At 50.7% G+C, this 25191-nt stretch carries 22 protein-coding genes and 2 pseudogenes; 13 read left to right on the top strand and 11 right to left on the bottom strand.

What is annotated here, in order from left to right:
- Positions 1 to 18: 18 nt before the first annotated feature.
- The 8 genes and pseudogenes from murC to secA all read left to right on the top strand — a co-directional run bounded on the left by murC (position 19) and on the right by secA (position 10342).
- Positions 19 to 1494: a UDP-N-acetylmuramate--L-alanine ligase gene (gene murC, locus KQP84_RS18520; protein ID WP_215847637.1), complete on the top strand. Its 1476-nt coding sequence runs from the start codon at positions 19 to 21 to the stop codon at positions 1492 to 1494.
- Positions 1487 to 2406, top strand: a pseudogene (locus KQP84_RS18515) (D-alanine--D-alanine ligase). The gene murC and the pseudogene KQP84_RS18515 overlap by 8 nt, the downstream one beginning before the upstream one ends.
- 1 nt (position 2407) lies before the next feature.
- On the top strand, positions 2408 to 3253 hold the full coding sequence (gene ftsQ, locus KQP84_RS18510; protein WP_215847635.1) for a cell division protein FtsQ: 846 nt from the start codon (positions 2408 to 2410) through the stop codon (positions 3251 to 3253).
- Positions 3250 to 4506, top strand: a complete 1257-nt coding sequence (gene ftsA, locus KQP84_RS18505; protein ID WP_215847634.1) for a cell division protein FtsA — start codon at positions 3250 to 3252, stop codon at positions 4504 to 4506. Before ftsQ ends, ftsA begins: the two co-directional genes overlap by 4 nt.
- 71 nt (positions 4507 to 4577) lie before the next feature.
- Positions 4578 to 5732, top strand: a complete 1155-nt coding sequence (gene ftsZ / locus KQP84_RS18500; protein ID WP_215847633.1) for a cell division protein FtsZ — start codon at positions 4578 to 4580, stop codon at positions 5730 to 5732.
- A gap of 101 nt (positions 5733 to 5833) precedes the next feature.
- Positions 5834 to 6751: a UDP-3-O-acyl-N-acetylglucosamine deacetylase gene (lpxC, locus tag KQP84_RS18495; RefSeq protein ID WP_215847632.1), complete on the top strand. Its 918-nt coding sequence runs from the start codon at positions 5834 to 5836 to the stop codon at positions 6749 to 6751.
- Positions 6752 to 7054: 303 nt separating this feature from the next.
- Positions 7055 to 7564 carry a secA translation cis-regulator SecM gene (gene secM, locus KQP84_RS18490; RefSeq protein WP_215847631.1) on the top strand — a complete coding sequence of 170 codons (510 nt, stop codon included), beginning with the start codon at positions 7055 to 7057 and terminating at the stop codon, positions 7562 to 7564.
- 72 nt (positions 7565 to 7636) lie between these two features.
- Positions 7637 to 10342: a preprotein translocase subunit SecA gene (secA, locus tag KQP84_RS18485; protein WP_215847630.1), complete on the top strand. Its 2706-nt coding sequence runs from the start codon at positions 7637 to 7639 to the stop codon at positions 10340 to 10342.
- Between the two features lie 55 nt (positions 10343 to 10397).
- On the opposite strand, the gene KQP84_RS18480 is transcribed toward secA, so the two are convergent.
- Positions 10398 to 10781, bottom strand: a complete 384-nt coding sequence (locus KQP84_RS18480; protein ID WP_215847629.1) for a winged helix-turn-helix domain-containing protein — start codon at positions 10779 to 10781, stop codon at positions 10398 to 10400.
- 181 nt (positions 10782 to 10962) lie between these two features.
- On the opposite strand from KQP84_RS18480, the gene mutT reads away from it, so the two are divergent.
- Positions 10963 to 11358, top strand: coding sequence for an 8-oxo-dGTP diphosphatase MutT (gene mutT, locus KQP84_RS18475; RefSeq protein WP_215847628.1), 396 nt, complete (start codon positions 10963 to 10965; stop codon positions 11356 to 11358).
- A 27-nt stretch (positions 11359 to 11385) separates the two neighbouring features.
- Here the strand turns inward: mutT and yacG are convergent, their stop codons facing one another.
- From yacG to coaE, 3 genes and pseudogenes are all read right to left on the bottom strand, one after another.
- Positions 11386 to 11583: a DNA gyrase inhibitor YacG gene (gene yacG, locus KQP84_RS18470; protein ID WP_215847627.1), complete on the bottom strand. Its 198-nt coding sequence runs from the start codon at positions 11581 to 11583 to the stop codon at positions 11386 to 11388.
- Between the two features lie 8 nt (positions 11584 to 11591).
- Positions 11592 to 12335 carry a cell division protein ZapD gene (gene zapD / locus KQP84_RS18465; protein ID WP_215847626.1) on the bottom strand — a complete coding sequence of 248 codons (744 nt, stop codon included), beginning with the start codon at positions 12333 to 12335 and terminating at the stop codon, positions 11592 to 11594.
- 4 nt (positions 12336 to 12339) lie between these two features.
- Positions 12340 to 12947: pseudogene (gene coaE, locus KQP84_RS18460) on the bottom strand (dephospho-CoA kinase).
- A 234-nt stretch (positions 12948 to 13181) separates the two neighbouring features.
- Here coaE and KQP84_RS18455 point away from each other — a divergent pair.
- The gene (locus tag KQP84_RS18455) at positions 13182 to 14222 is read left to right on the top strand and encodes a GMP reductase (RefSeq protein WP_215847625.1); all 1041 of its coding nucleotides are present in this window, start codon (positions 13182 to 13184) and stop codon (positions 14220 to 14222) included.
- A gap of 28 nt (positions 14223 to 14250) precedes the next feature.
- On the opposite strand, the gene hofC is transcribed toward KQP84_RS18455, so the two are convergent.
- The 4 genes from hofC to nadC all read right to left on the bottom strand — a co-directional run bounded on the left by hofC (position 14251) and on the right by nadC (position 18342).
- Positions 14251 to 15450: a protein transport protein HofC gene (gene hofC, locus KQP84_RS18450; RefSeq protein WP_215847624.1), complete on the bottom strand. Its 1200-nt coding sequence runs from the start codon at positions 15448 to 15450 to the stop codon at positions 14251 to 14253.
- On the bottom strand, positions 15443 to 16828 hold the full coding sequence (gene gspE, locus KQP84_RS18445; protein ID WP_252515307.1) for a type II secretion system protein GspE: 1386 nt from the start codon (positions 16826 to 16828) through the stop codon (positions 15443 to 15445). Before gspE ends, hofC begins: the two co-directional genes overlap by 8 nt.
- Positions 16815 to 17270 (bottom strand): prepilin peptidase-dependent pilin, encoded by a 456-nt coding sequence (gene ppdD / locus KQP84_RS18440; RefSeq protein ID WP_215847622.1) that lies wholly within the window; start codon positions 17268 to 17270, stop codon positions 16815 to 16817. The genes gspE and ppdD overlap by 14 nt, the downstream gene beginning before the upstream one ends.
- Before the next feature lie 175 nt (positions 17271 to 17445).
- Positions 17446 to 18342 carry a carboxylating nicotinate-nucleotide diphosphorylase gene (gene nadC / locus KQP84_RS18435; protein WP_215847621.1) on the bottom strand — a complete coding sequence of 299 codons (897 nt, stop codon included), beginning with the start codon at positions 18340 to 18342 and terminating at the stop codon, positions 17446 to 17448.
- Positions 18343 to 18539: 197 nt separating this feature from the next.
- Here nadC and ampD point away from each other — a divergent pair, with 197 nt between their 5' ends.
- Both ampD and ampE read left to right on the top strand, forming a co-directional pair.
- The gene (gene ampD, locus KQP84_RS18430; RefSeq protein ID WP_215847620.1) at positions 18540 to 19082 is read left to right on the top strand and encodes a 1,6-anhydro-N-acetylmuramyl-L-alanine amidase AmpD; all 543 of its coding nucleotides are present in this window, start codon (positions 18540 to 18542) and stop codon (positions 19080 to 19082) included.
- 25 nt (positions 19083 to 19107) lie between these two features.
- Entirely contained in the window at positions 19108 to 19962 is an 855-nt protein-coding gene (gene ampE, locus KQP84_RS18425; RefSeq protein ID WP_215847619.1) for a beta-lactamase regulator AmpE, read from the top strand.
- Here the strand turns inward: ampE and KQP84_RS18420 are convergent.
- From KQP84_RS18420 to aroP, 3 genes are all read right to left on the bottom strand, one after another.
- Positions 19944 to 20903 carry a glycoside hydrolase family 43 protein gene (locus KQP84_RS18420; RefSeq protein ID WP_215847618.1) on the bottom strand — a complete coding sequence of 320 codons (960 nt, stop codon included), beginning with the start codon at positions 20901 to 20903 and terminating at the stop codon, positions 19944 to 19946. The genes ampE and KQP84_RS18420 overlap by 19 nt on opposite strands.
- Positions 20900 to 22312 carry a glycoside-pentoside-hexuronide (GPH):cation symporter gene (locus tag KQP84_RS18415; protein WP_215847617.1) on the bottom strand — a complete coding sequence of 471 codons (1413 nt, stop codon included), beginning with the start codon at positions 22310 to 22312 and terminating at the stop codon, positions 20900 to 20902. The genes KQP84_RS18420 and KQP84_RS18415 overlap by 4 nt, the downstream gene beginning before the upstream one ends.
- A 175-nt stretch (positions 22313 to 22487) precedes the next feature.
- Complete coding sequence (gene aroP, locus KQP84_RS18410) at positions 22488 to 23843, bottom strand: aromatic amino acid transporter AroP (protein ID WP_215847616.1); 1356 nt, start codon at positions 23841 to 23843, stop codon at positions 22488 to 22490.
- A gap of 516 nt (positions 23844 to 24359) precedes the next feature.
- Here aroP and pdhR point away from each other — a divergent pair.
- On the top strand, positions 24360 to 25124 hold the full coding sequence (gene pdhR / locus KQP84_RS18405; protein WP_215847615.1) for a pyruvate dehydrogenase complex transcriptional repressor PdhR: 765 nt from the start codon (positions 24360 to 24362) through the stop codon (positions 25122 to 25124).
- Positions 25125 to 25191 lie beyond the last annotated feature (67 nt).

The raw sequence follows: 25191 nt of genomic DNA, 5'->3' as shown, positions 1-25191 counted from the left end.
AGCAGGTAATTGAGAGCGATGAATACACAACAATTGGCAAAACTGCGTTCTATAGTGCCCGAGATGCGTCGCGTCCGGCACATCCATTTTGTCGGCATCGGCGGTGCTGGCATGGGCGGTATTGCCGAAGTGTTAGCAAATGAAGGCTACCATATCAGCGGTTCTGATCTGGCGCCGAACCCGGTTACGCAGAATCTGGCTGCGCTGGGTGCAACCATCTATTTTAATCATCGCCCGGAAAACGTGACTGATGCCAGCGTCGTCGTGGTCTCCAGCGCGGTATCTCAGGATAATCCAGAGCTGATTGCTGCCCGTGAACAGCGCATCCCCGTGATTCGCCGTGCTGAAATGCTGGCTGAACTGATGCGTTTTCGTCATGGCATTGCTGTAGCGGGTACGCACGGCAAAACCACAACCACAGCAATGGTATCAAGCATTTATGCCGAAGGCGGATTGGATCCTACTTTCGTCAATGGCGGATTAGTTAAAGCAGCCGGAACGCATGCGCGTTTGGGTAGCAGCCGTTACTTGATTGCAGAAGCAGATGAAAGCGATGCGTCGTTTTTACATCTGCAACCCATGGTTGCCATTGTGACCAATATCGAAGCCGATCATATGGATACCTATCAGGGCGACTTCGAGAATTTGAAACAAACTTTTATTAATTTTCTGCATAACCTGCCGTTTTACGGTCGTGCAGTGATGTGTATTGATGACGTCGTTATTCGCGACCTGTTACCCCGTGTAGGACGTCAAATTACGACCTACGGGTTCAGTGATGATGCTGATTTTCGCATTGAAAATTATGAACAACGTGGAGCACAAGGGCATTTCACCTTAGTACGCCAGGACAAGCCGCGCTTGCAAATCACGTTGAATGCACCGGGTCGTCATAATGCGCTCAACGCAGCCGCAGCTGTGGCGGTTGCAAGTGAAGAGGGCGTTGAAGACAACGCTATTCTGGCTGCGCTGGAAAGTTTTCAGGGTACCGGTCGTCGCTTTGATTTATTAGGCGAGTACTCCACTGAGCCGGTCAACGGACACGCGGGCAGCGCCATGCTGGTGGACGATTATGGTCATCATCCCACTGAAGTTGATGCCACGATCAAGGCTGCGCGTGCAGGCTGGCCAGATAAAAAATTGGTCATGATTTTTCAGCCACATCGTTACACGCGTACTCGCGACTTGTTCGACGATTTCGCTAACGTATTGTCACAAGTGGATGTTTTGCTCATGCTGGACGTTTATGCAGCAGGCGAAACGCCGATTCCCGGCGCTGACAGCCGCGCGCTGTGTCGGACCATTCGCGGTCGTGGCAAAGTGGATCCGATTTTAGTGCCGGATCACGATGTACTGCCGGAAATGCTGGCACCGTTGCTTTCAGGTAACGATCTGATCTTGGTACAAGGCGCAGGTAATGTGGGCAAAGTCGCACGTAAATTAGCGGACTGCAAACTGCAACCGGAACGCAAAGCGGAGGACCGTCATGGCTGAGAAAGTTGCTGTATTAATGGGGGGACTTCAGCAGAGCGTGAAGTCTCGCTGATGTCAGGCAATGCCGTTTTAGCCGGGCTACGTGAAGCGGGCATTGATGCGCACGCTGTTGATACGCGTGATGTGTCGGTATTAAACCTGAAAGATCAGGGCTTCGCCAAAGCGTTTATTGCGCTACATGGTCGCGGTGGTGAAGACGGCACGCTGCAAGCCGTGCTGGAATTTATTGGCCTGCCTTACACCGGCAGCGGCGTGATGGCATCCGCTATCACCATGGACAAATTGCGCACCAAGCTGCTGTGGCAGGGCCGAGGTTTACCTTCTGGCCGCTTCGTCTGGCTGACCCGTCAGCAAATGGATGCAGGTCTTGACGCAGATACCTATGCGGCGATCGCGGCGTTGGGCTTGCCGGTATTTGTTAAACCAAGCTGCGAAGGATCGAGCGTCGGCATCAGTCGCGTAAACGAATTAAGCGCGCTGCCAGCAGCGTTAGAAGAAGCGTTTCGACATGACAATGATGTATTAGTTGAGGCTTTTTTAAGCGGCGGTGAATACACCGTAGGTATTGTGGGCGAGCACGTTTTGCCTTCGATACAAATAAAAGCTGCCAGCGAGTTCTATGACTATGAAGCTAAATACATTTCTGACGATACTGAATACTTCTGCCCGAGTGGTTTAAGTGCTGATCGTGAAGCAGAACTGCAGCAATTAGTGTTAGCGGCCTGGCGTGCTTTGGGCTGTAGCGGCTGGGGACGCGTGGATGTAATGGCTGATGGTGAAGGTCGTTTCCATCTATTGGAAATTAACACCTCACCAGGTATGACAAGCCACAGTCTCGTGCCAATGGCAGCGAAGCAGGCAGGAATGACCTTCTCGCAGCTGGTTGCTCGTATTGTGGAGTTGGCCGACTGATATGTCACAGGCGGCGATGAATGCACGTAACCGTGAACGTGAACCGCAAGAGCGTGTACGCTCTGGACGCAGTAACGGAGCCCGACTTTTTGGCATCATATTTTTGCTAATCGTTGTGGGCATTATGGTTTCTGGCGGGCTAGTGGTACTGAAGTGGATGAATGATTCATCACGCTTGCCGCTGTCGAAGCTGGTGGTGACCGGTCAAACGCATTACACCACCCACGATGATATTCGCCAGGCAATTTTATCACTTGGCGCGCCCGGCACGTTTATGTCGCAGGATGTGGACATCTTGCAGCAGCAAATCGAGCGACTACCGTGGATTAAGCAGGTAAGCGTGCGTAAACAGTGGCCAGATGAACTGAAGATTCATTTGACTGAGTACACGCCGGTAGCACGCTGGAATGATTTACATATGGTAGACGCGGATGGCGTCTCCTTCAGCGTACCGGCGAATCACATCGGAAAAGAAACAATGCCGATGTTGTACGGGCCAGAAGGCAGCGAAAAAGAGGTGCTGGCGGGCTACCACAGCATGGACGATGTGCTGAAAGCCCGGAAGTTTACCCTGAAGGTAGCGTCGATGACGGCGCGGCGTTCGTGGCAATTGGTTACCAGTGATGATGTGCGCATTGAACTGGGACGCAGCGACACCATGAAACGTCTGAACCGCTTTATTGAGCTCTACCCGGTGCTACTGCAGCAAGGTCAGAATGAAAGCAAACGTATCAGCTATGTCGATCTGCGATACGACTCTGGCGCTTCTGTGGGATGGACGCCGGTAGTGATGGAGCCACAGGACAGTAATCAGCAACAGAACCAGGCACAGGCTAAACAACAATGATCAAGGCAACGGACAGAAAACTGGTAGTTGGACTCGAAATTGGCACCGCAAAGGTTGCCGCCCTGGTTGGAGAAATTCTGCCCGATGGTATGGTCAATATTATTGGGGTCGGCAGTTGCCCGTCCCGCGGCATGGATAAAGGTGGCGTAAACGACCTTGAATCAGTGGTGAAATGCGTTCAGCGCGCCATTGATCAGGCTGAGTTGATGGCAGATTGCCAGATCTCCTCCGTCTATCTTGCATTATCGGGCAAACATATCAGCTGCCAGAACGAAATCGGGATGGTTCCGATTTCCGAAGAGGAAGTGACTCAGGATGATGTAGAAAATGTGGTGCATACCGCTAAATCGGTTCGCGTACGCGACGAGCATCGCATCCTGCACGTTATTCCTCAGGAATATGCTATCGATTATCAGGAAGGTATTAAAAATCCGGTTGGACTTTCTGGTGTACGCATGCAGGCAAAAGTACACCTGATTACCTGCCATAACGACATGGCAAAAAATATTGTCAAAGCCGTTGAACGTTGTGGCCTGAAAGTTGACCAATTGATTTTTGCCGGATTGGCATCCAGTTTTGCAGTATTAACTGAAGACGAACGTGAGCTAGGGGTCTGTGTTGTCGATATCGGTGGCGGTACAATGGATATCGCGGTGTACACCGGTGGCGCGTTGCGTCATACCAAAGTCATCCCTTATGCAGGGAATGTAGTGACCAGCGATATCGCCTATGCCTTTGGCACTCCGCCAACTGACGCTGAGGCGATTAAAGTCCGGCATGGTTGTGCGCTGGGTTCTATCGTAGGTAAAGATGAGAATGTTGAAGTACCCAGTGTGGGTGGTCGTCCTCCTCGCAGTCTGCAGCGCCAAACGCTGGCCGAGGTGATTGAACCGCGCTACACAGAGCTTTTGAATCTGGTCAATGACGAGATTCTGCAATTACAGGAACAATTACGTCAGCAGGGCGTGAAACATCATCTGGCAGCCGGTATTGTGTTAACAGGTGGTGCCGCGCAAATTGAAGGACTGGCGGCCTGTGCGCAACGCGTATTCCATACGCAGGTACGTATTGGTCAGCCACTGAATATCACTGGTTTGACTGACTATGCGCAGGAATCATATTACTCAACCGCAGTGGGACTGCTGCATTACGGCAAAGAGTCGCACATGAATGGCGATGCAGAGACAGAAAAACGTGCATCGGTGGGAAATTGGTTCAAGCGCATCAATAGTTGGTTGAAAAAAGAGTTTTAATTTTTGATAAAGGAGATCATGCTGGTTTTTTTAGTGATCTCCAGGCGACAGGCACATAACGGAGAGAAATCATGTTTGAACCTATGGAATTAACCAACGACGCGGTGATTAAAGTCATCGGCGTCGGCGGTGGCGGCGGTAACGCCGTAGAACACATGGTACGCGAGCGTATCGAAGGTGTAGAATTCTTCGCTGTTAACACCGACGCGCAAGCGTTGCGTAAAACAGCAGTCGGCCAGACCATCCAGATCGGTAATAACATTACCAAAGGTCTTGGCGCGGGCGCGAACCCGGAAGTGGGCCGCAACTCCGCAGAGGAAGATCGCGAAGCATTGCGTGCTGCGCTGGAAGGGGCAGACATGGTGTTTATCGCTGCCGGTATGGGCGGCGGCACCGGTACCGGTGCTGCGCCAGTTGTGGCTGAAGTGGCCAAAGATTTAGGTATCCTGACGGTTGCTGTGGTGACTAAACCCTTCAATTTTGAAGGCAAAAAGCGCATGGCATTTGCCGAGCAGGGTATTGCTGAGCTTTCAAAACATGTCGACTCACTGATTACTATTCCTAACGACAAGTTGTTGAAAGTACTAGGTCGCGGCATTTCATTGCTGGATGCTTTTGGCGCAGCAAACGATGTGTTAAAAGGCGCGGTTCAGGGTATTGCAGAACTGATTACACGTCCGGGTCTGATGAACGTCGACTTTGCTGACGTACGCACCGTCATGTCTGAAATGGGTTATGCCATGATGGGCTCAGGTGTAGCGTGTGGCGAAGATCGTGCTGAAGAAGCTGCTGAAATGGCGATTTCCAGTCCTCTGCTGGAAGATATCGACCTTTCTGGCGCTCGTGGCGTCCTGGTTAACATTACCGCTGGCTTTGACCTGCGTCTGGATGAGTTCGAAACCGTGGGTAACACCATCCGCGCCTTCGCCTCTGACAACGCAACCGTCGTGATTGGTACGTCATTAGATCCAGAAATGAATGACGAACTGCGCGTCACCGTGGTAGCAACCGGTATCGGCATGGACAAACGTCCTGAAATCACGCTGGTAACGAATAAGCCTGCCAGCCAACCGGTTATGGATCATCGCTATCAGCAGCACGGCATGTCGCCGTTGCCGCAGGAGCAAAAACCGGCTGCGAAAGTGGTTAATGACCAGACTGCGCAATCTAATAAAGAGCCTGACTACCTTGATATTCCTGCGTTTTTACGTAAGCAGGCTGATTAAGAATATCCCTATAATTGGGAATCTCCGCTCTTTGTGCTAAAGTGTCCGCCCGCTGGTAAAGTATACTGGCGGTTGGAAAGGTAATATTGCGAGATAATACGATGATCAAACAAAGGACATTAAAACGTATTGTTCAGGCGACTGGTGTCGGTTTGCATACCGGCAAGAAAGTCACACTGACATTGCGCCCTGCGTCGGCTAATACCGGGGTCATCTATCGTCGCACTGACTTGAATCCACCGGTTGATTTCCCGGCTGATGCAAAATACGTGCGCGACACCATGCTGAGTACTTGCCTGGTGAATGATGAAGGCGTACGTATTTCGACGGTTGAACATTTAAACGCCGCCTTGGCGGGATTGGGTATCGATAACATTATTGTTGAAGTCGATGCGCCAGAAATCCCGATCATGGACGGCAGCGCAGCACCGTTCATCTATTTGCTGATGGATGCAGGTATCGAACAGCTGAACAGCGCGAAAAAATTCGTGCGCGTTAAGCAAACCGTGCGTGTTGAAGATGGTGACAAATGGGCCGAGATTAAGCCGTTTAATGGCTTCTCGCTGGACTTCACCATCGACTTTAAACATCCGGCAATCGACTCCAGCTCTCAGCGTTATCAGATGAACTTTTCTGCTGAAGCGTTTGTTCGCCAAATCAGTCGCGCGCGTACATTTGGCTTTATGCGTGAGATCGAATATCTGCAGTCTAAAGGCCTGTGCCTGGGCGGTAGTTTAGATTGTGCGATAGGTCTGGATGATTTCCGCGTCTTGAATGAAGACGGTCTGCGCTTTGAAGATGAATTCGTTCGTCACAAAATGCTTGATGCAATTGGTGATTTGTTTATGTGCGGCCACAACATCATTGGCGCGTTTACCGCGTTCAAATCAGGCCACGCATTGAATAACAAGTTGCTGCAAGCCGTTTTAGCTAAGCAAGAAGCCTGGGAATGGGCAACTTTCGAAGACGAAGCTGAACTGCCGCTGGCATTCAAAGCACCCAATTTGGTTCTGGCTTAATTACCTCAGAACATCTAAAACGGCTGGCAATGCTGACACCCTCTCCGGTCAGCGGCGTCAGCCGTTTTTTATTGTCTCGCTGTTCTCTCCTGAAGTGCGATGCCGCTCGCAAGTAAATCTCTTAGTTGCTGAATTGCTGAACAATCAAGCGTGTTTTCTCCCAGAGCGACTTTAATCCCAGGTGTGGATGTCCCACATTAGTGATACTATCTCAGGCGCTTTTATCGGCTTAACGCCACTGCATTACGCGGTTGGTGATCAAAAAATTGATGCGCAAATCGACTCTTGTGCAATGGAAAGGTTGTGATCGAACTTCTTTTACGCTGGCGACAATTAGGCAGACGCTATTTCTGGCCTCATCTCCTGTTGGGGATGGTGGCGGCCAGTCTTGGCTTGCCAGCGTGTGCACAAAGTTCAGAACTCAACGCATCATCAGAATCACCTGCCAGCAGTTTGTTTATCGGCAACGCTGCCCGATTCGATCATCTTATTCGCCTACAAGAAGCGGCGAGACGCCCAAACTTCACTGTGGATTATTGGCATCAACATGCTATCCGCACCGTGATACGCCATCTCTCTTTTACGTTGACGCCGCAGACGCAGGCGGAAGAGCAGGGTGCGCTACCGCTGGCAGCGCAAAAGCTGGCGTTACTGGATTCGCTTCAAGCGTTACTGACTTCACAAACTGCGCTGCATACCGCGCCGCAGATAAACCGTTCTAAACCGCACTCTGCTGCCCAGCCTCATACGTATGTTGAGTGGCACGCTAAAGTAAACGGCATTCGCGCCGGACCTTCCTCATTGTTCTGCTAATCTTTTTGGTTGTTTCACACTTTTAGATTTCGCAGCCCGTGATTACACGGCTGAATTGAGAAAATATTTATTATGTTAATCAAAATGTTGACCAAGGTTTTTGGTAGCAGCAATGATCGTACTTTACGCCGTATGCGTAAGGCTGTTGATGTCATCAACAAGATGGAGCCAGATTTTGAAAAGCTCTCTGATGATGAATTGAAAGCTAAAACTGTATTATTCCGTGAGCGTCTGGCAAAAGGCGAAACGCTGGAAAGCTTGATTCCTGAAGCCTTCGCCACAGTACGTGAAGCGAGTAAGCGCGTATTTGGTATGCGTCACTTTGATGTCCAGCTGATTGGCGGCATGGTGTTGAATGACCGCTGTATCGCGGAAATGCGTACCGGTGAAGGTAAAACGTTGACGGCAACCTTGCCGGCTTATCTGAATGCGTTAACCGGTAAAGGCGTTCACGTGGTCACGGTGAATGACTATCTGGCGCAGCGTGATGCCGAAAATAACCGTCCGCTGTTCGAATTCCTCGGCTTGTCCGTCGGTATTAACATGTCAGGCTTGCCGGCTCATGCTAAACGCGAAGCTTATGCGGCTGACATTACTTACGGCACCAACAACGAATATGGCTTCGATTATCTGCGCGATAACATGGCGTTCAGCCCGGAAGAGCGCGTACAGCGTAAACTGAATTATGCGCTGGTAGATGAAGTGGACTCCATCTTGATCGATGAAGCGCGTACGCCGTTAATTATTTCTGGTCCTGCCGAAGACAGCTCTGAGCTCTACACCAAAGTTAATAAAATCATTCCGCACCTGGTTCGTCAGGATAAAGAAGACACTGAAAACTTCCAGGGCGAAGGTGATTTCTGGGTGGATGAAAAGGCGCGACAGGCGCACATGTCTGAACGTGGTTTAGTCAAAGTGGAAGAGCTTTTGGTTAGCCAAGGCATCATGGATGAGGGCGAGTCTCTGTATTCGCCAACCAATATCATGCTGATGCACCACGTTACCGCTGCGCTTCGTGCCCACGCGCTGTTTACCCGCGATGTAGATTACATTGTGAAAGATGGCGAAGTAGTTATCGTCGATGAGCACACCGGGCGTACCATGCAGGGACGTCGCTGGTCCGACGGCCTGCATCAGGCTATCGAAGCGAAAGAAGGTGTTGATATTCAGAACGAGAACCAGACGCTGGCCTCAATCACTTTCCAGAACTACTTCCGTATCTATGAAAAACTGGCCGGTATGACCGGTACAGCAGATACCGAAGCATTCGAATTTAGCTCAATTTACAAACTGGATACCATTGTCGTACCAACCAACCGCCCAATGGTGCGTAAAGATCTGGCTGATCTGGTCTACATGACTGAGAAAGAGAAGATTGATGCAATCATTGAGGATATCCGTGAGCGTACCGCAAACGGACAGCCTGTATTGGTGGGTACCATCTCCATTGAAAAATCTGAAGTTGTTTCTAATGAACTGACGCGCGCAGGCATTAAACACAACGTGTTGAACGCCAAATTCCACGCCCGCGAAGCAGAAATCGTGGCGCAAGCGGGCCAGCCAGGCGCGGTAACGATCGCCACTAACATGGCGGGTCGTGGTACAGACATTATGCTGGGTGGTAGCTGGCATGCTGAAGTCGCTGAGCTTCAGGATCCAACAGAAGCGCAGATCGAAGAGATTAAAGCCGCATGGCAGATTCGCCACGATGCAGTGCTGACCTCAGGCGGTTTACACATCGTAGGTACAGAGCGTCACGAATCTCGCCGTATCGACAACCAGCTGCGTGGGCGTGCGGGTCGTCAGGGTGATGCAGGTTCATCACGCTTCTATCTGTCGATGGAAGATGCGCTGATGCGTATTTTTGCCTCGGATCGCGTGTCAAACATGATGCGTAAATTAGGCATGAAGCCTGGCGAAGCGATTGAACATCCATGGGTAACAAAAGCGATTGCTAATGCACAGCGCAAAGTAGAAAGCCGCAACTTCGATATTCGTAAGCAACTGTTGGAATATGATGATGTTGCTAACGATCAGCGCCGCGCAATTTACAGCCAACGTAATGAACTGCTTGATGTTTCTGATGTGAGTGAAACCATCAACAGCATTCGTCAGGATGTGTATAAAACCACCATCGACACCTACATTCCACCGCAGTCGCTGGAAGAAATGTGGGATGTCCCTGGTCTGGAAGAGCGTTTACGCACTGATTTCGATCTGGAACTTCCTATCGCTGAATGGTTGGATAAAGAACCCGATCTGCATGAAGAAACGCTGCGCGAACGTATCATGACGCATGCGATGGAAAACTACGCTGCGAAAGAAGAAGTGGTTGGCGCTGAGACAATGCGTAGCTTCGAAAAAGGTGTAATGTTACAGACGCTGGATTCACTGTGGAAAGAGCATCTGGCAGCCATGGATTATCTGCGTCAAGGTATTCATCTACGTGGTTACGCGCAGAAAGATCCTAAGCAAGAATATAAACGCGAATCCTTTGCTATGTTCGCAGCAATGCTGGAGTCACTGAAATATGAAGTGATTAGCACGCTGAGCAAGGTGCAAGTTCGCATGCCGGAAGAAGTTGAAGCGATGGAGCAGCAGCGTCGTGAAGAAGCTGAACGTTTGGCACAGCAGCAGCAGCTTAGCCATGTTGACGATGAAATCTTAGCGAAAGAAGAGCTGGCGCAAGAGAGCGGTGAACGCAAAGTTGGACGTAACGATCCCTGTCCATGCGGCTCGGGCAAAAAATACAAACAGTGTCATGGGCGTCTGGCCTAATAAGCACTGAAAGAAAAAGGAGCCGATGGCTCCTTTTTTATCCCTATTTCTGCAACTAACTGTATGCCTTGGCGCTGGATAACAGCAGGTCTTCATTAAGCCTGACGCCATGATAAGGGATAGTGACCAGCAGGCCATCCGGTAATTTGTGGCGTTTTAGCAGGGCGCGGCTTTGAAACAATAATTGGTGATAATTATTATCGCTAATACCGTAAGCGCGCTCATTCCAGACAATTGAAATGATTTGTTGTTTAGAGGTGACTTTCATAAGCAGGCAGTTAAAGAAACGTTTTTGGGCATCGTTTAACGGGATGACAATGTTGCCGGGATGCCATGTCAGATGATTATGGACACTGTCGAGGGTCAGAATGTCATGAAAAATCACCTGCCGGGCGGAATGTATCTCTCTGGCGGTGTTGTGGGCAATGTATGTAAGCATGGGATTAACCGTTGCGCAGTCTAGTGAAACAATAGGTAAGTGCGAGTATTGCTAAACATCTGGAGCAACGTCATTGCGACCTGTCTTGTTTGATTTCATTACAGTGCCTAAAGCGTTTAACTTCCTTTAAGCCATGTTTTAAAATCACGGCTCATTCAGCTAAAACTCTGGGATATCATTCATGAAACACCTGCAGGTCGCGGTAGGTATTATTCGCAATGCCGACAAACAAATTTTCCTGGCCCAGCGTGCAGCGACCTCATATATGGCCAACAAGTGGGAATTCCCCGGTGGCAAAATTGAGGCTGGGGAGAGTGCTGAACAAGGATTGATCCGCGAGTTACTAGAAGAAACCGGAATTGAAGTGACTGAAGCCCAAGCTATTGGTGAAGCAGATCATACCTATGAAGATCTTCGCGTCACGCTACACTTTTTCTTAGTGGAAGGCTGGAAAGGTGAGCCGTGGGGACGAGAAGGGCAACCGCAACGCTGGGTGGAACAGCATGCGCTGGTGGCTGATGAGTTTCCAGCGGCCAATCATCAGTTGATCGCACGCCTGATTGCGGGTGAATTCTAAAAGTGGGGCATTATGCCCCACTTAACGTTAATGCTCTTCTTCGCTCCAGTTATCACTGTCGTTCAAATCGCCGTTACTGGGAATGCGTTTCTCTTCTGCGGCCCATTCCCCTAGATCAATGAGCTGGCAGCGTTTGCTGCAAAAGGGCCGCCACGGGCTCAGCTCGTCCCAAATAACATCTTTGCCACATTGTGGGCATTCCACGGTCATAATTTCTTCTTGCATGTTCACCTCTAACAACAGGCCAGTTGAAAATCGAGTCGAGCGGGCACTTCACCTCGTTCGGCATCAAATGGCATAAAACGGATGGCATAACGGCTTTTATGGCCGGAAACTTGCGGATAAAGCGAATCTTCCAGCAGCAGCTGTAGACGCAGTAAATCTGCGCCTTCGGCATTATCCTGATAAAAACCATTTAGGCTGGTTTGATGGCGAAATGCACCTGACTGGCGAATCAAATCAAGGATCATCGCCAGGCTGCTACGCAATGGCACCAGCGTTTCAAGCCAGTCATCAACCTGGGAATTGCGTATTTCCTGCGGCTGATGCAACCAGATATGTAAGCTGGGCAGGTCGAAGCTGCAACAACCGCCAGGAATACTCAGGCGCTGGCGAACCAGTCCAATCAGACGATTTTCACGCAGCTGTTGCCCCATGCGTGGCGCATGCATAAGCTGAGTTGATTGCATTTTCAGCGTATCGCGTAACGAGTCTACCAGCGTCATATCGACGCCCGGTACATCAGCCCATGCCCGTAATTTCAGTTGCTGCCGCTCCAGCTCTTTCAACAGTTCTGTACGCATATCACCGCGTTCAAATATATCCAGCAGTTCGCCAATCAGGCGAAAGAAATTTAGCGCGCTGGTGGTATTACTGAGCGGCACGCTTTCTAGTAGTTGATTAATAAGGAATTCAACGCGTAGCCATGTGCGCATTTTTTCATTCAGTGGGTGTTCAAAAAGAACGACTGTACTCATGATGTTAATCCTGTTGCGTTGCCGCTAACGCCAGATAGCGTTGATGGAGTTCGGCAACTTGCGGCAGCGCATCTTCCGGTGCGCCGCTATTATCAATGATGTCGTCAGCACAGGCGAGGCGCTGTTGGCGCGTGGCCTGTGCTGCAAGAATATTTTTGCCTGCTCTAAGGAAATATTATCGCGCAGTTGGGTGCGTTGGAGCTGCGTCGCTTCATCAACATCAACGACTAAAATGCGGTTAGCTTGATGCTGCAACTTATTTTCTACCAGTAGCGGCACCACCCATAAAACGTAAGGCGAGCGGGCTTGAGCCTTAAGCTGCTGCGTTCGGGCATTGATCAATGGGTGTAAGAGACTGTTAAGCCAATGCTTCTCTTCTGGTGACTGAAAAATGATTTCGCGTAAACGTGCGCGAAAAAGAGTGCCTTGCTCAGTGAGCAGCGATTTGCCATGGCGTTCAACAATGGCCTGCAAAGCAGGTGAGCCTGGCTCAACCACCTCACGGGCGATCACATCGGCATCAATAATTGTTACGCCCAGCGCCGCAAAGCCATTAGCAATGGTGCTTTTTCCGCTACCGATACCACCGGTCAGCGCTACGGTATAAGGCATAAGGTTCTCTCAATCACGCTGGTAGACGCTGAATCATCGTTAAGTTCTTTCTCTAAAACACAAAAATGCGCGGCAGATCACTTTCATGTTTTTCAGCTAAATTTATCGGATTGTAGCTTAAATAAAGTGAAATTCGCAGTCTTGCAGCAGGATGATTAGCGCGTATCATCATTTCACTGGAGCCGTGCTTGCTTCGCGAACTGCGGTTCGTTGCCACTAACCAGGACATTATTTATGCGTATCGAAGAAGATTTGAAACTGGGCTTTAAAGATGTATTGATTCGTCCCAAACGTTCTACGTTGAAGAGTCGTTCTCAGGTTGAACTGGAACGCAACTTCACCTTCAAGCATTCAGGCTTGAGCTGGAGCGGTGTACCGATTATCGCAGCCAATATGGATACCGTAGGGACTTTCCTGATGGCAGAGGCACTGGCCAGTTTCAATATTCTTACCGCCGTTCATAAACACTATAGCGTTGATGATTGGCGTGCCTTCGTTCAACGTGTGCCAGTCTCAATTTTGAATCACATCATGGTTTCAACCGGCACCTCAGATGCCGACCTCAACAAGCTTGTTGCAATCATGGCACTTTCAGATGATCTGCAATTCATCTGTATTGATGTCGCGAACGGTTATTCGGAACACTTTGTCGAATTCTTGAAACGTGCGCGTGAAACCTTTCCGGGCAAAACGATTTGTGCCGGGAACGTGGTAACAGGCGAAATGGTTGAAGAGTTGATACTTTCTGGTGCTGATATCGTTAAAGTCGGTATTGGTCCCGGTTCTGTTTGTACCACTCGTATGAAAACTGGCGTGGGCTACCCGCAGCTTTCTGCAGTGATTGAATGTGCTGACGCCGCACACGGCTTGAGTGGACAAATTGTTAGTGATGGGGGTTGCGCTGTGCCGGGCGACGTTGCTAAAGCGTTTGGCGGCGGAGCAGACTTCGTCATGTTAGGCGGCATGCTTGCTGCGCATGATGAATGTGAAGGCAGCGTTATAGAAGAGAACGGTGAAAAATTCATGCTGTTTTATGGCATGAGTTCTGAATCTGCTATGAAACGTCATGTTGGCGGTGTAGCGGGTTACCGTGCCGCTGAAGGTAAAACCGTGAAATTACCGCTGCGCGGGCCAGTTGAAGAAACCGCACGCGATATTCTGGGTGGTTTACGTTCAGCCTGCACCTATGTCGGTGCCGAACGGTTGAAAGAGCTGACTAAACGCACCACCTTCATTCGTGTTGCTGAGCAAGAAAACCGCGTATTTAATCGTTGATGTAACGGGGCGCGTTCTCCAGCGCGCCCTAATGCATAGCATCGCCCAGACCAAAAACCGGTAAATACATGGCAATGACCAGCGTGCCGACAATTCCCCCAATGATGACCATCATCATTGGTTCCAGTGAGGCTGCAAGGCTATCTGCGCGGCTCAATGTTTGATCTTCATGCCATTCAGCCAGACGCGCCAGCATGACATCTAATGCACCAGCTTCTTCGCCAACACGCACCAATTGGCCACACAATGCGGTAAACAACGGATGATTATCGAGTGCCTGATGCAGTGGCTTTCCTTGCGAAATATGCTGTTGCAGCTTCTCAATGGCTTCGCGCCAAAGCAATGAAGAGAGCGTAACCTGCACAGCCTCCAACCCTTGCAGCAATGTCAGCCCGGCTTGTTGGGTTAGCTGCAAAATCGTGTACACCTGGGTCAGTTGGCTGCCACGCCACAATCCTGCCAATATTGGAATGCGTAAAAGCATACGCTGTTCGTAACGCTGCCAGTCGCTTGAACGACGCCGCAACTCTCGCCAACCCAGCAAAATGAACATAAACAGGAATGTCAGCGTTAGGCCCCATGACTGCAAGCCGGTGGAAAGTTGCATGACTGCTGCGGTAAATGCGGGAAGGGGAGCATCAAAGGATGCGTAAACGGAGACAAATTCAGGCAGCACGAAAAGCAGCATCCCACACGAAACCGCGATAGCCACCATTAAAATAAACAGCGGATAACGTAGCGCCTTGATCACTTTACTCCAGAGATATTGCTGCCGAGCCTGCTGGTGTGCCAATTGCGCGCAACATATATCCAGCTGGCCGGTTAATTCTCCCACCTCCATCAATGCAGGAAAAAGTGGCGGGAAAATCTGCGGCCAGTCACGTAATGCCTGCGAAAAAGGTTCACCCGATAACACACGTTGCTGAAGCGCTACAAGCAAGGCTTGCCAGCCTTTATGCGGATGCCCTTCAGCAAGCAGTATTAATCCTTCTGAAAGGGGCAATCCTGCTTTTAGTAGCGTCGCAAGTTGACGAATCAGATCTATTTTCTGCTGCCATTTCCAGTCGCGCTGGCGCCAGACTTTATCTCGCTTCCAGTTGATTGGCAGCAGATCGTTTTCAGTCAGATCCACAAGCAGTCGATCACTATTAAGCGCCAGGCTTTTGCCACTTTGCAGTTCGCCTTTACTGTCGACGGCTTGCCAACTGTACAGACACAGATTAGCCATCGTCGAGTCCTATCACGCGTTGCATTTCCTCTAACGAAGTATCGCCCCGGCTAACGGCTTCGAGTCCTGCCGCCAGCAGCGATCGCATTCCTTGCTGTTTTGCCAATGCCAGCAGGCTATCAAGCGGCATTTCAGCGGCAATAGCGTTCTGAAGCTTGGCCGTAACAGGCAGCAGTTCAAACAGCGCCAGTCGACCAAAATAGCCGGAAAAACAGTGATCGCAGCCGGGTGCTCGCCAGGTTTGTAGCGTGCCAGGCCAAAGTTCCGAGGGATAATGCGCGACTGCCTGCGCAGGCTGGCGGCAGTGTGGACATAAGCGCCTGACTAAGCGCTGCGCAACAATCAGGCGCAGCGCAGAGCCCAGCAGGTAGCCAGGAATCCCCATTTGGCGCAATCGCGTCAATGTTTCTGCGGTGGAATTAGTGTGAAGCGTCGATAACACCAAATGTCCGGTTTGTGCCGCCTTAACGGCGATTTCTGCCGTTTCTGCATCACGTATTTCACCCACCATAATGACATCGGGATCCTGACGCAGCAGGGCACGCAACACGCGGTTAAAATCAAGGCCACACTTGGGGTTAATCTGCGTCTGATTAATCCCAGGCAGCGGGATCTCAATGGGATCTTCAACGCTGCACACATTTTTCTCTGGCTTATTGAGTGCGCTCAGCCCGCTATACAACGTAAAAGTTTTACCGCTGCCGGTGGGGCCAGTAACCAAAATCAAACCTTGTGGCTGTGCTAATGCGCTCGTGATAAGGCGTAACTGGGCGGCTGGCAAGCCCAGTTTATCCAGCGACAAAGCGGCATTTTCACTTTGAAGCAGGCGCACGACCGCTTTTTCGCCACGGTTGATGGGTAACGTGGACAAACGAAAAGAAGCCGGTTTGCCTTCGATCTCCATGCTGAATTGCCCATCTTGCGGTAAGCGACGCTCAGCGATATCTAATCCACCCAAAATTTTCAACCTCGCTAACAGCGCTGCAGGTTGAGTATCTGGCAATGAGGAGAGCGGATGAAGGACGCCATCAATGCGTAACCTGATCCTTAAACCATGCTGCAAAGGTTCAATATGAATATCTGAAGCGCGTCGCTGCAGCGCCTGACGCAAAATCTGCTGCGTGGCTTCAATGGCTGATTCGGTTGGCGTAGCTTCACGGGCAACCAGCGGCTGCTCGGCATGCTGAAACTGATCCATCCGCGCCTGCGGCCAGCACTCAATCTCAATCTGACACTGGCTGGCAAAATGCAGTGCTTCAGCCAAGCCTGAAGGAACCGATTCGGTAACCGCTACACGTAGCTGTGTCGCATCGTGGTGTAACACAATCGCCTGGTGGCGCTGGCACAGAGAAGTGAGTGCATTCTTAGACTTTTTCATCGCCAGCTCCTTTATCCGCGAAGCGGAATTGCGCCAGGCAATTGTCACGCAGGCTGGTATTACTGCTGGTACAGCTACGCTGCCAGTTAAGGCCTCCTTCATTGCTGTCCCAAATCGGTAGCATCTCTACGCTCAAGCCGTTCAGGCTTTCCTGGCCTGACAGCATAATGACGCCATTGGTTACGCTCAAAGAAGAGACATAGCGCGAGCCTTTGGCAGCAGGAATGCCGCGCTGCCCTGCCTGGCATTGCGTTGGCCCTCCACGTTCGATGGCACAAAGTTCTACCGCCGTTTTATAGGGCACCATGGTTTGCAACATGTCGGTAAGCGCTGCACGTTGCAGATAGTTTTGATAAGCGGGGAGGCCGATGGCGCTGAGGATGGCAACAATGCCCACCACAATCATCAATTCGACCAAGGTAAAACCACGTTGAGCATTCATTGCATGTCTCCTGAATAAGAAGGAGACAGCCTAAAAATATCGCAGGGTCAGCGACAGCGGTGTCTTTAGCGGATGGATGTTATTACGCAGGCAATCAGTAATGTTGCAGGCAAAAGAGCAGAGCGGTGGAAGCGAGCCCGCAAAATGAGCCGGAACAGGCGTCCGGCTTCGCGGTCTATTTTTGTTGAAAACGCATAGAGAGGTCGAGCGCACGCACGTGTTTAGTCAATGCGCCGACAGAAACATAATCCACGCCGGTTTGGGCGATTTGTGGCAGCGTGGTTTCGGTAACGTTGCCCGATACCTCAAGCAGCGAACGGCCATGCGTAATTTTGACGGCTTCACGCATTTCATCAAGGCTGAAATTATCCAGCATGATGATATCGGCTGCGGCGTCCAGCGCCTGGTTCAATTCGTCTATAGATTCAACTTCGACTTCTACCGGTACATCAGGGTGCAGCCAGAAGGCTTTCTCTACCGCCTGACGAATCGAGCCACTGGCAATAATATGATTTTCTTTGATTAAAAAGGCATCTGACAGACCCAGTCGATGATTATTACCGCCGCCGCAAAGCACCGCATATTTCAGCGCAGTACGTAAGCCGGGCAACGTTTTTCGTGTATCCAGCAGCTGTGTTTGGCTGCCTTCCAGCAACTTCACGTAACGGCTGACTTCACTCGCCACGCCTGAAAGCGTTTGGACGAAATTCAGCGCGGTACGCTCAGCAGTCAGTAACAAGCGAGCAGAACCTTCAATTTCGAACAGCAGCTGATCAGGCACCACCGCCTGGCCATCTTCTATATGCCAGGTCAGGGAGACGTGTGAACCCAGTTGGTTAAACACCTCTTCCACCCAGCGTTTACCACAGAAAACACCGACTTCCCGAGTGATTACTTGTGCATGGGCTTGAGTATCTGCTGGCAAAAGCTGAGCAGTAATATCACGCTCGCTATCGATATCGCCGCCAAGATCTTCCTGCAAAGCACGTGCAACGGCTTCGGGGATATCATTTTCGATGCGCTCAATCAGCGCCTGACGGCGGCTGTCTGGATCATAACGACGCGTAGACATAAGCGTTTTGCTCCAAAAGGGTCAATGAATGTGGCGTTCACAATAGCCTGAAAGGCATATTCATGCCAGCAAGGAGAAGGGTTTTGTTTAGTATCCTTAACTTGCATATTGTCCTGGCCTCAGAATCGACGCATTAAGACGCAAGAAACCCTTAAAATACATGTTATTCTCAGCCAGGTTTGTATAAGGAAATCGGCATGAAAATTGAACAAGGTTGGCTGAGACATGCGCGTCGGGTGCCCTCGCCACACTGCAACGATCGTCCTGCAGAGGAAGCGCCTTCATTGTTGGTGATTCATAACATCAGCTTACCGCCGGGCGAATTTGGCGGTCCGTGGATTGATCGCCTGTTTACCGGCACCTTGCCTGCGGATGCACATCCTTATTTTGCCGATATTGCGCACCTCCGCGTTGCGGCACATTGCTTGATTCGCCGCGATGGCGAAATTGTTCAATATGTCTCTTTTGATAAGCGCGCCTGGCATGCAGGCGTTTCGCAGTTTAGAGGGCGCGATAACTGCAATGATTATTCGATCGGTATTGAGCTTGAAGGCACCGATGTTGAGCCTTATACCGAAGCACAATATCAATCATTACAGCAGGTAACCCAGTTGCTGATGCAAACGTATCCGCTGACGCCATCGCGGATTACCGGGCACAGTGATATCGCGCCAGAACGTAAAACTGATCCCGGTCCTGCTTTTGACTGGGAATACTATAAGCAGCTGTTAACGCAATAAAAATTCTGACTTTCCTGGAGTCTGTATGACGTTGTTTACCTTGTTATTAGTTTTAGGCTGGGAGCGCCTGTTCAAACTGGGCGAGCATTGGCAGTTCGATCATCGGCTTGAGCCTCTGTTTCGTCGTCGGCAGCACTTTTCAATGATGCGTACGCTGCTCATGATGGTTTTAGCGATGGCGATAACAGCACTGGTGGTGTGGAGCCTAAAAGGGCTATTGTTTGGCGTGGCGCAACTGCTGTTCTGGATTATGATCGGTTTGTTGTGTATTGGCGCAGGCTCGGTGCGATTGCATTATCACAACTATTTAAAAGCGGCTAGCCACGACGATGCCGCTGCGCATCAGGCAATGGCTGCAGAATTAACACTTATTCACGGGGTGCCGGTTGAATGCAGCGAGCGCGAGTTTCTGCGGGAACTGCAAAATGCGCTGATCTGGATTAACTTCCGTTTCTACCTCGCTCCGCTGTTCTGGTTTGTGGCAGGTGGCGCGTGGGGGCCGGTTTTGCTGGTGGGATACGCTTTTTTACGTGCCTGGCAAAGTTGGTTGGCAAAACATCAAACACCTATGGCGCGAGCGCAATCAGGTGTTGATGGCATTTTGCATCTTGTGGACTGGATCCCGGTCCGGCTGGCGGGTGTCGCTTATGCCCTGCTAGGACACGGCGAAAAAGCCTTGCCGGCCTGGTTTGCTTCGTTGACCGATCGTCACCGTTCGCAATATCAGGTATTAACCAGCCTGGCGCAGTTCTCGCTGGAGCGTGATCCGCATACGGATAAAGTTGAAACGCCACGTGTTGCGGTGGCGTTAGCCAAGCGTATTTCGCTGGTGTTAGTTGTCGTTGTGGCGTTGCTGACAATTTACGGCACGTTAGTGTAATCGGCAGGCGGTACACCAAAGTCTGGTGTGCCGTCTTCTCGCCACTCAATGTATTTCAGCCGCGTGTGGCGGTTTGGGTCCCACAGCGGGTCGCCCTCAATTTCGGTGTAGTTACGTGCGTGATACACCAGCACATCCCGGCCTTCCTCATCTTGCGTGAAGCAGTTATGCCCCGGACCATATTGATGGTTATCCCAGCTTGAACCAAATACCGGACGTGCGGATTTGTGCCACGCTTCAGGCTGTAACAGCGGTGCATCTAACGCTATCGATAACAGACCCATGCAGTAATTTTCGTCCGTTGCGCTAGCAGAATAACTGACAAAAAGTCGCTGGCCATGGGTAATCACCGCAGGTCCTTCATTTACGCTAAACCCGGCACATTCCCACTCATATTCAGGGCGGCTTAGCATCACTGGCGTGCCTTTCAGCGTCCAGGGATTGAGTAATTCAGCGAGATAGAGGTTGGAGTTACCGGGAATCGTCGGATCTTTTTGTGCCCAGAGATACCAGTTTTTTCCCTGATGAACGAAGTGCGTGGCATCTAATGAAAAGCTGTCAATGTGGGTGAAAACGCGACGGCACGGTTGCCATTGACCGCTGAGAGGATCGGCGTCGTCGCAGACCAGCGCATACATACGATGCTGAAACAGCCCATCTTTGATGTCACGCGTTGGGGCTGCGGCGAAATAGATTACCCATTGTCCATTAATATTATGCAGTTCAGGTGCCCAGATCAGTTCGCTGCATGGGCCGCTTTCCGGTTTGCGCCACACCACAACAGCTTCAGCATCGCGTAGTCCTTGCAGTGACGAGGCCTGTCGAATCTCTAAACGATCATATTCCGGCACCGACGCGATGAAATAATAGTGCTGCTGATGAAGCAAAATGAAAGGATCAGCGCGCTGCTCGATAAAAGGATTCGGCAAGATAGTGCTCATTTTACTTCTCCAGTTTGAGTGGCGACGCCGTCGCGTTGATGAAGCGGTTGTAAATCACGGAAGTTTTCTCGACGCAGAGCCAGATCGGCCTGAATGGTTTGCATCATTTTGCGGTCTACCTTCATCAGGCGAACCACACCTGCAGTAATCAAGTAGCCTACGCCGGGAATCACAGTGAACAGCAATATGATGCCGTTGACGGCTTGCGGAGATTGCTGTTTAGCGCCGGCATCGTAGCCATAAAATGACAACAGAAAACCCACCATCGCGCCTGCGACCGCCAGGCCTACTTTCAAAAAGAACAGATTGCCGGAAAAACTCATCCCGGTAATACGCTTGCCGGTTTTCCATTCACCGTAATCATCAACGTCAGCCATTAATGACCAGTGCAACGGCGAAGGAATCTGATGCAGGATATTCAGCAGGAAGTAGGCGACCACCACCATGACAGTGGCGTGCGGATCGATCCAATAAAAGCCGCAGGAAAACAGTGCCAGCGCGATATTGGTCCAGAAAAAGACTTTGAGTTTGCACCAGCGATCGGTCAGTACTTTTGCCAGCGTGCTGCCCAACATCATGCCAATCACACCCAGACTGATGAAAATCGTGGCGAAATGCGTGCTTTGTCCCATCACCCACGTCACGTAATACATGGTTGCGGCCATGCGAATGAAGCCAGGGCAAACATTGCAGAACGTGAGCAGCAAAATGCGCACCCACTGATCGTTTTTCCAGACGTCGCGCATATCCTTTTTCAAATCGTCATGGCTCGGGACGGCGGGGTGGATGCGTTCACGCACGTTCGCAAAACAGAACAGAAACATGCCCAGCCCAATCAGAGCGAGTACGCCCATCGCCATTTGATAACCGCGCGCTTTGTCCTCTCCACCAAACCATTCCGCCATAGGGAGCAAAGAGAGCGACAAAATCAGTGTCGCAATTCCCACCATCACGAAGCGGTAAGACTGACAGGAAACGCGTTCGCTGGGATCGTTAGTAATGACGCCACCCAGTGAGCAGTAAGGGATATTTATCGCGGTGTAGGTTAGCGACATCAGGAAGTAGGTGACGAAAGCCCAGATCACCTTGTATTCGTAGCGCCAATCCGGCGTAGTAAACATCATGACGCTGAACAACACATAAGGTACGGAAATCCAGAGTAGCCATGGACGGAAACGTCCCCAACGGCTTTGAGTGCGGTCAGCAATGGCACCCATAATCGGATCGGTCACCGCATCCAGTACGCGAACTGAAAGCAATAACGTGCCCACCAGCGCGGGGGCCAGGCCAAAAACATCGGTATAGAAATAGTTGAGGAATAGCATGATGGCACCGCCAATCATGTTACATCCGGCATCGCCCATGCCGTATCCAAGCTTTTCTCGAAATGAGAGGGCTGCACCTTTCATGGTCTTCTCCTGCGCATCCGGTGTGAGCAGGAATTATCATCGTTAAATCAATATCATGGCTGGCAACAATTCGTCACTAAGATGGACAAAACAGGTGTGGAGAGAGAAGTGTGACTGAGATCAGAAGTTTGAAAGAAAACCCGCCGAGGTTTAACAAACGTCGGCGGGCAGCAGATTAAGTTTTCTGCGTGTGCTTTTTAATCATGTAACCAATGCCCAAAATCACCAACCAGACGGGGATCAGCCAGACAGAAATGGCCATGCCCGGCGTGATAGCCATGAGCACCAAAATACCGGCCAGAAACACCAGGCAAATCCAGTTACCGATTGGGTAGAACAGCGCTTTGAAGCGTGTTGTCACGCCTTGCTGATCTTTCTTCCTGCGGAATTTCAGGTGAGCAAGGCTGATCATCGCCCAGTTGATCACCAGCGCGGAAACCACCAGCGACATCAGCAGACCGAACGCTTCGCCTGGCATCAGGTAGTTGATCAACACACACAGCGCGGTAGCAACGGCTGAAACCAGAATTGTCATAACCGGCACGCCGCGGCGATCAACTTTAAGCAGTGCTTTTGGCGCATTGCCTTGTTGCGCCAGACCAAACAGCATACGGCTGTTGCAGTAAACACAGCTGTTATAAACCGATAACGCCGCTGTCAGGATCACCACGTTTAGGGCGTTAGCCACCATGGCATCACCTAATTCGTGGAAGATAAAGACGAACGGACTGGTTTCAGCGGTGACGCGTGTCCACGGCATCAGTGACAGCAATACGGTCAGAGAACCGATATAGAAGATCAGGATGCGCCACAGCACTTGGTTAGTCGCTTTCGGAATACTGGTTTCTGGATTGTCAGCTTCTGCCGCCGTGATCCCAACCAGTTCCAGGCCACCAAACGAGAACATGATAATGGCCATCACCATCACCAAGCCGCCAAAACCGTTCGGGAAGAATCCGCCTTGTTCCCACAGGTTTCTTACCGTGGCTTGCGGGCCGCCGTGACCGCTGAACAGCAGCCAGCCGCCAAACAGGATCATACCAATAACGGCAACCACTTTAATAATGGCGAACCAGAATTCCATCTCACCAAACACTTTTACATTGGTCAGGTTGATGGCGTTGATCATCACGAAGAAGATGGCTGCCGAAGCCCAGGTGGGGAAGTCTGGCCACCAGAACTGAATGTATTTGCCTACCGCAGTGAGTTCCGCCATTGCCACTAAGACATACAGAACCCAATAGTTCCAGCCCGAAGCGAAACCTGCAAAGTTGCCCCAGTATTTATAGGCAAAGTGGCTAAAGCTACCTGCAACCGGCTCTTCAACCACCATTTCGCCCAACTGACGCATGATGAGAAAAGCGATAAAGCCAGCGATGGCATAACCCAGAATAACGGCCGGTCCGGCAGATTTTATGACCGATGCACTGCCCAGAAATAGACCGGTCCCCACCGCACCACCCAGCGCGATCAGCTGAATATGGCGGTTCTTAAGACCGCGCTGCAGCGCTTCGCCGTGCTGTTGTTCCATACAAACCTCGTGATGTTGAATTCTTCGCTCGCAGCGCAAGTTCGCTGTAATGAAGTGGTTACATTAACGTATTGATTTTTTTACGGTATCAGGCGAGCGATATGCTGCTCACTGCTACCCTGGCGACAAGAATAGTGATAAGCGCATTGCTTTGCACCTGCTTTCGCTTTTCGTGCGGGGAGTTGGCTTAAAATCCGCCGTTTCTTACATAAAAAATGCAGCAGAATTTCTGCCACGAAATAACACTAAACACGAATAAGTTTGCCTTATGGTAAGACGTGTCTTAATTCACTAACCGCGTGTAAGGTTTGGTAAAAGTGAAAATATTTAACATTTGGCGTGACACTAATTTTTCATTTTTTTAACGGTAACTTAGCGTCAGGCCATGGCAGCACTGGATTGATATGTGACGGAAGCCATATAGACACAAGGTGAATACTTTGTTACTTTACGGCCACCATTTTGCAATTGGTATTACCAATTTACTCCGGACGATTGGCATAATAAGAAGGGAAGATGGCTTACAGTAAGATTCGCCAACCCAAGCTCTCCGACGCAATCGAGCAACAGCTCGAATCGTTGATTATGGAAGGGACGCTTCGTCCGGGAGAGAAGCTGCTCCCAGAGCGCGAACTCGCCAAACAATTCGATGTCTCACGTCCGTCACTCCGCGAGGCAATCCAGCGCTTAGAAGCCAAAGGATTATTGCTACGCCGTCAAGGCGGCGGAACGTTCGTACAAGAACATCTCTGGCAAAGCATGAGCGATCCGCTCGTTGAGCTTCTCGCCGACCATCCGGAATCACAGTTTGACCTGCTGGAAACGCGCCACGCGCTTGAAGGTATCGCCGCCTATTACGCGGCACTGCGTGGTACAGAAGATGATGTGCAGCGTATTCGTGACTGCCATGTTCAGATTCAACAGGCACAAGATAGCGGCGATTTAGACGCCGAAGCGGACGCAGTAATGCAGTACCAAATTGCTGTCACAGAAGCGGCCCATAACGTTGTGCTATTGCATTTGCTACGCTCGATGGGGCCGATGCTGGAGAAAAACGTCCGCCAGAATTTCGAATTACTCTACTCGCGCCGAGAAATGCTGGCGAAAGTGAGTGGTCACCGCGCCAGTATATTTGAGGCGATTGTGGCTCGTGAGCCAGAACAAGCACGCGAAGCTTCACATCGTCACCTGGCGTTCATAGAGGAAATCTTGCTGGACAGAAGTCGGGAGCAGAGCCGTCGAGAACGCTCCCTACGTCGTTTACAGCAACGTAAGGAATAACGTGCGACACAGATCGTGCGGACATGTGCGACGAGCCTGTCTCCCTTAAGCTTTACAGGCTCCCGAT

Origin of the sequence: Candidatus Pantoea bituminis (assembly GCF_018842675.1) — a bacterium.
In the GTDB taxonomy this organism is placed as follows: Bacteria; Pseudomonadota; Gammaproteobacteria; order Enterobacterales; family Enterobacteriaceae; genus Pantoea; species Pantoea phytostimulans.
This window is presented reverse-complemented; position numbering and strand designations above follow the sequence as displayed.

Bases quoted from the DNA above. Each gene is read 5' to 3' on its own strand.
- KQP84_RS18415 (WP_215847617.1), bottom strand. From the start codon at position 22,312: ATGAAAGGTGCAGCCCTCTCATTTCGAGAAAAGCTTGGATACGGCATG.
- zapD (WP_215847626.1), bottom strand. From the start codon at position 12,335: ATGAGTACAGTCGTTCTTTTTGAACACCCACTGAATGAAAAAATGCGC.
- nadC (WP_215847621.1), bottom strand. From the start codon at position 18,342: ATGTCTACGCGTCGTTATGATCCAGACAGCCGCCGTCAGGCGCTGATT.
- KQP84_RS18480 (WP_215847629.1), bottom strand. From the start codon at position 10,781: ATGCTTACATACATTGCCCACAACACCGCCAGAGAGATACATTCCGCC.
- hofC (WP_215847624.1), bottom strand. From the start codon at position 15,450: ATGGCTAATCTGTGTCTGTACAGTTGGCAAGCCGTCGACAGTAAAGGC.
- ppdD (WP_215847622.1), bottom strand. From the start codon at position 17,270: ATGAATGCTCAACGTGGTTTTACCTTGGTCGAATTGATGATTGTGGTG.
- pdhR (WP_215847615.1), top strand. From the start codon at position 24,360: ATGGCTTACAGTAAGATTCGCCAACCCAAGCTCTCCGACGCAATCGAG.
- aroP (WP_215847616.1), bottom strand. From the start codon at position 23,843: ATGGAACAACAGCACGGCGAAGCGCTGCAGCGCGGTCTTAAGAACCGC.
- KQP84_RS18455 (WP_215847625.1), top strand. From the start codon at position 13,182: ATGCGTATCGAAGAAGATTTGAAACTGGGCTTTAAAGATGTATTGATT.
- ampE (WP_215847619.1), top strand. From the start codon at position 19,108: ATGACGTTGTTTACCTTGTTATTAGTTTTAGGCTGGGAGCGCCTGTTC.
- gspE (WP_252515307.1), bottom strand. From the start codon at position 16,828: ATGAAAAAGTCTAAGAATGCACTCACTTCTCTGTGCCAGCGCCACCAG.
- ftsA (WP_215847634.1), top strand. From the start codon at position 3,250: ATGATCAAGGCAACGGACAGAAAACTGGTAGTTGGACTCGAAATTGGC.
- ftsQ (WP_215847635.1), top strand. From the start codon at position 2,408: ATGTCACAGGCGGCGATGAATGCACGTAACCGTGAACGTGAACCGCAA.
- secA (WP_215847630.1), top strand. From the start codon at position 7,637: ATGTTAATCAAAATGTTGACCAAGGTTTTTGGTAGCAGCAATGATCGT.
- murC (WP_215847637.1), top strand. From the start codon at position 19: ATGAATACACAACAATTGGCAAAACTGCGTTCTATAGTGCCCGAGATG.
- yacG (WP_215847627.1), bottom strand. From the start codon at position 11,583: ATGCAAGAAGAAATTATGACCGTGGAATGCCCACAATGTGGCAAAGAT.
- KQP84_RS18420 (WP_215847618.1), bottom strand. From the start codon at position 20,903: ATGAGCACTATCTTGCCGAATCCTTTTATCGAGCAGCGCGCTGATCCT.
- lpxC (WP_215847632.1), top strand. From the start codon at position 5,834: ATGATCAAACAAAGGACATTAAAACGTATTGTTCAGGCGACTGGTGTC.
- ftsZ (WP_215847633.1), top strand. From the start codon at position 4,578: ATGTTTGAACCTATGGAATTAACCAACGACGCGGTGATTAAAGTCATC.
- ampD (WP_215847620.1), top strand. From the start codon at position 18,540: ATGAAAATTGAACAAGGTTGGCTGAGACATGCGCGTCGGGTGCCCTCG.
- mutT (WP_215847628.1), top strand. From the start codon at position 10,963: ATGAAACACCTGCAGGTCGCGGTAGGTATTATTCGCAATGCCGACAAA.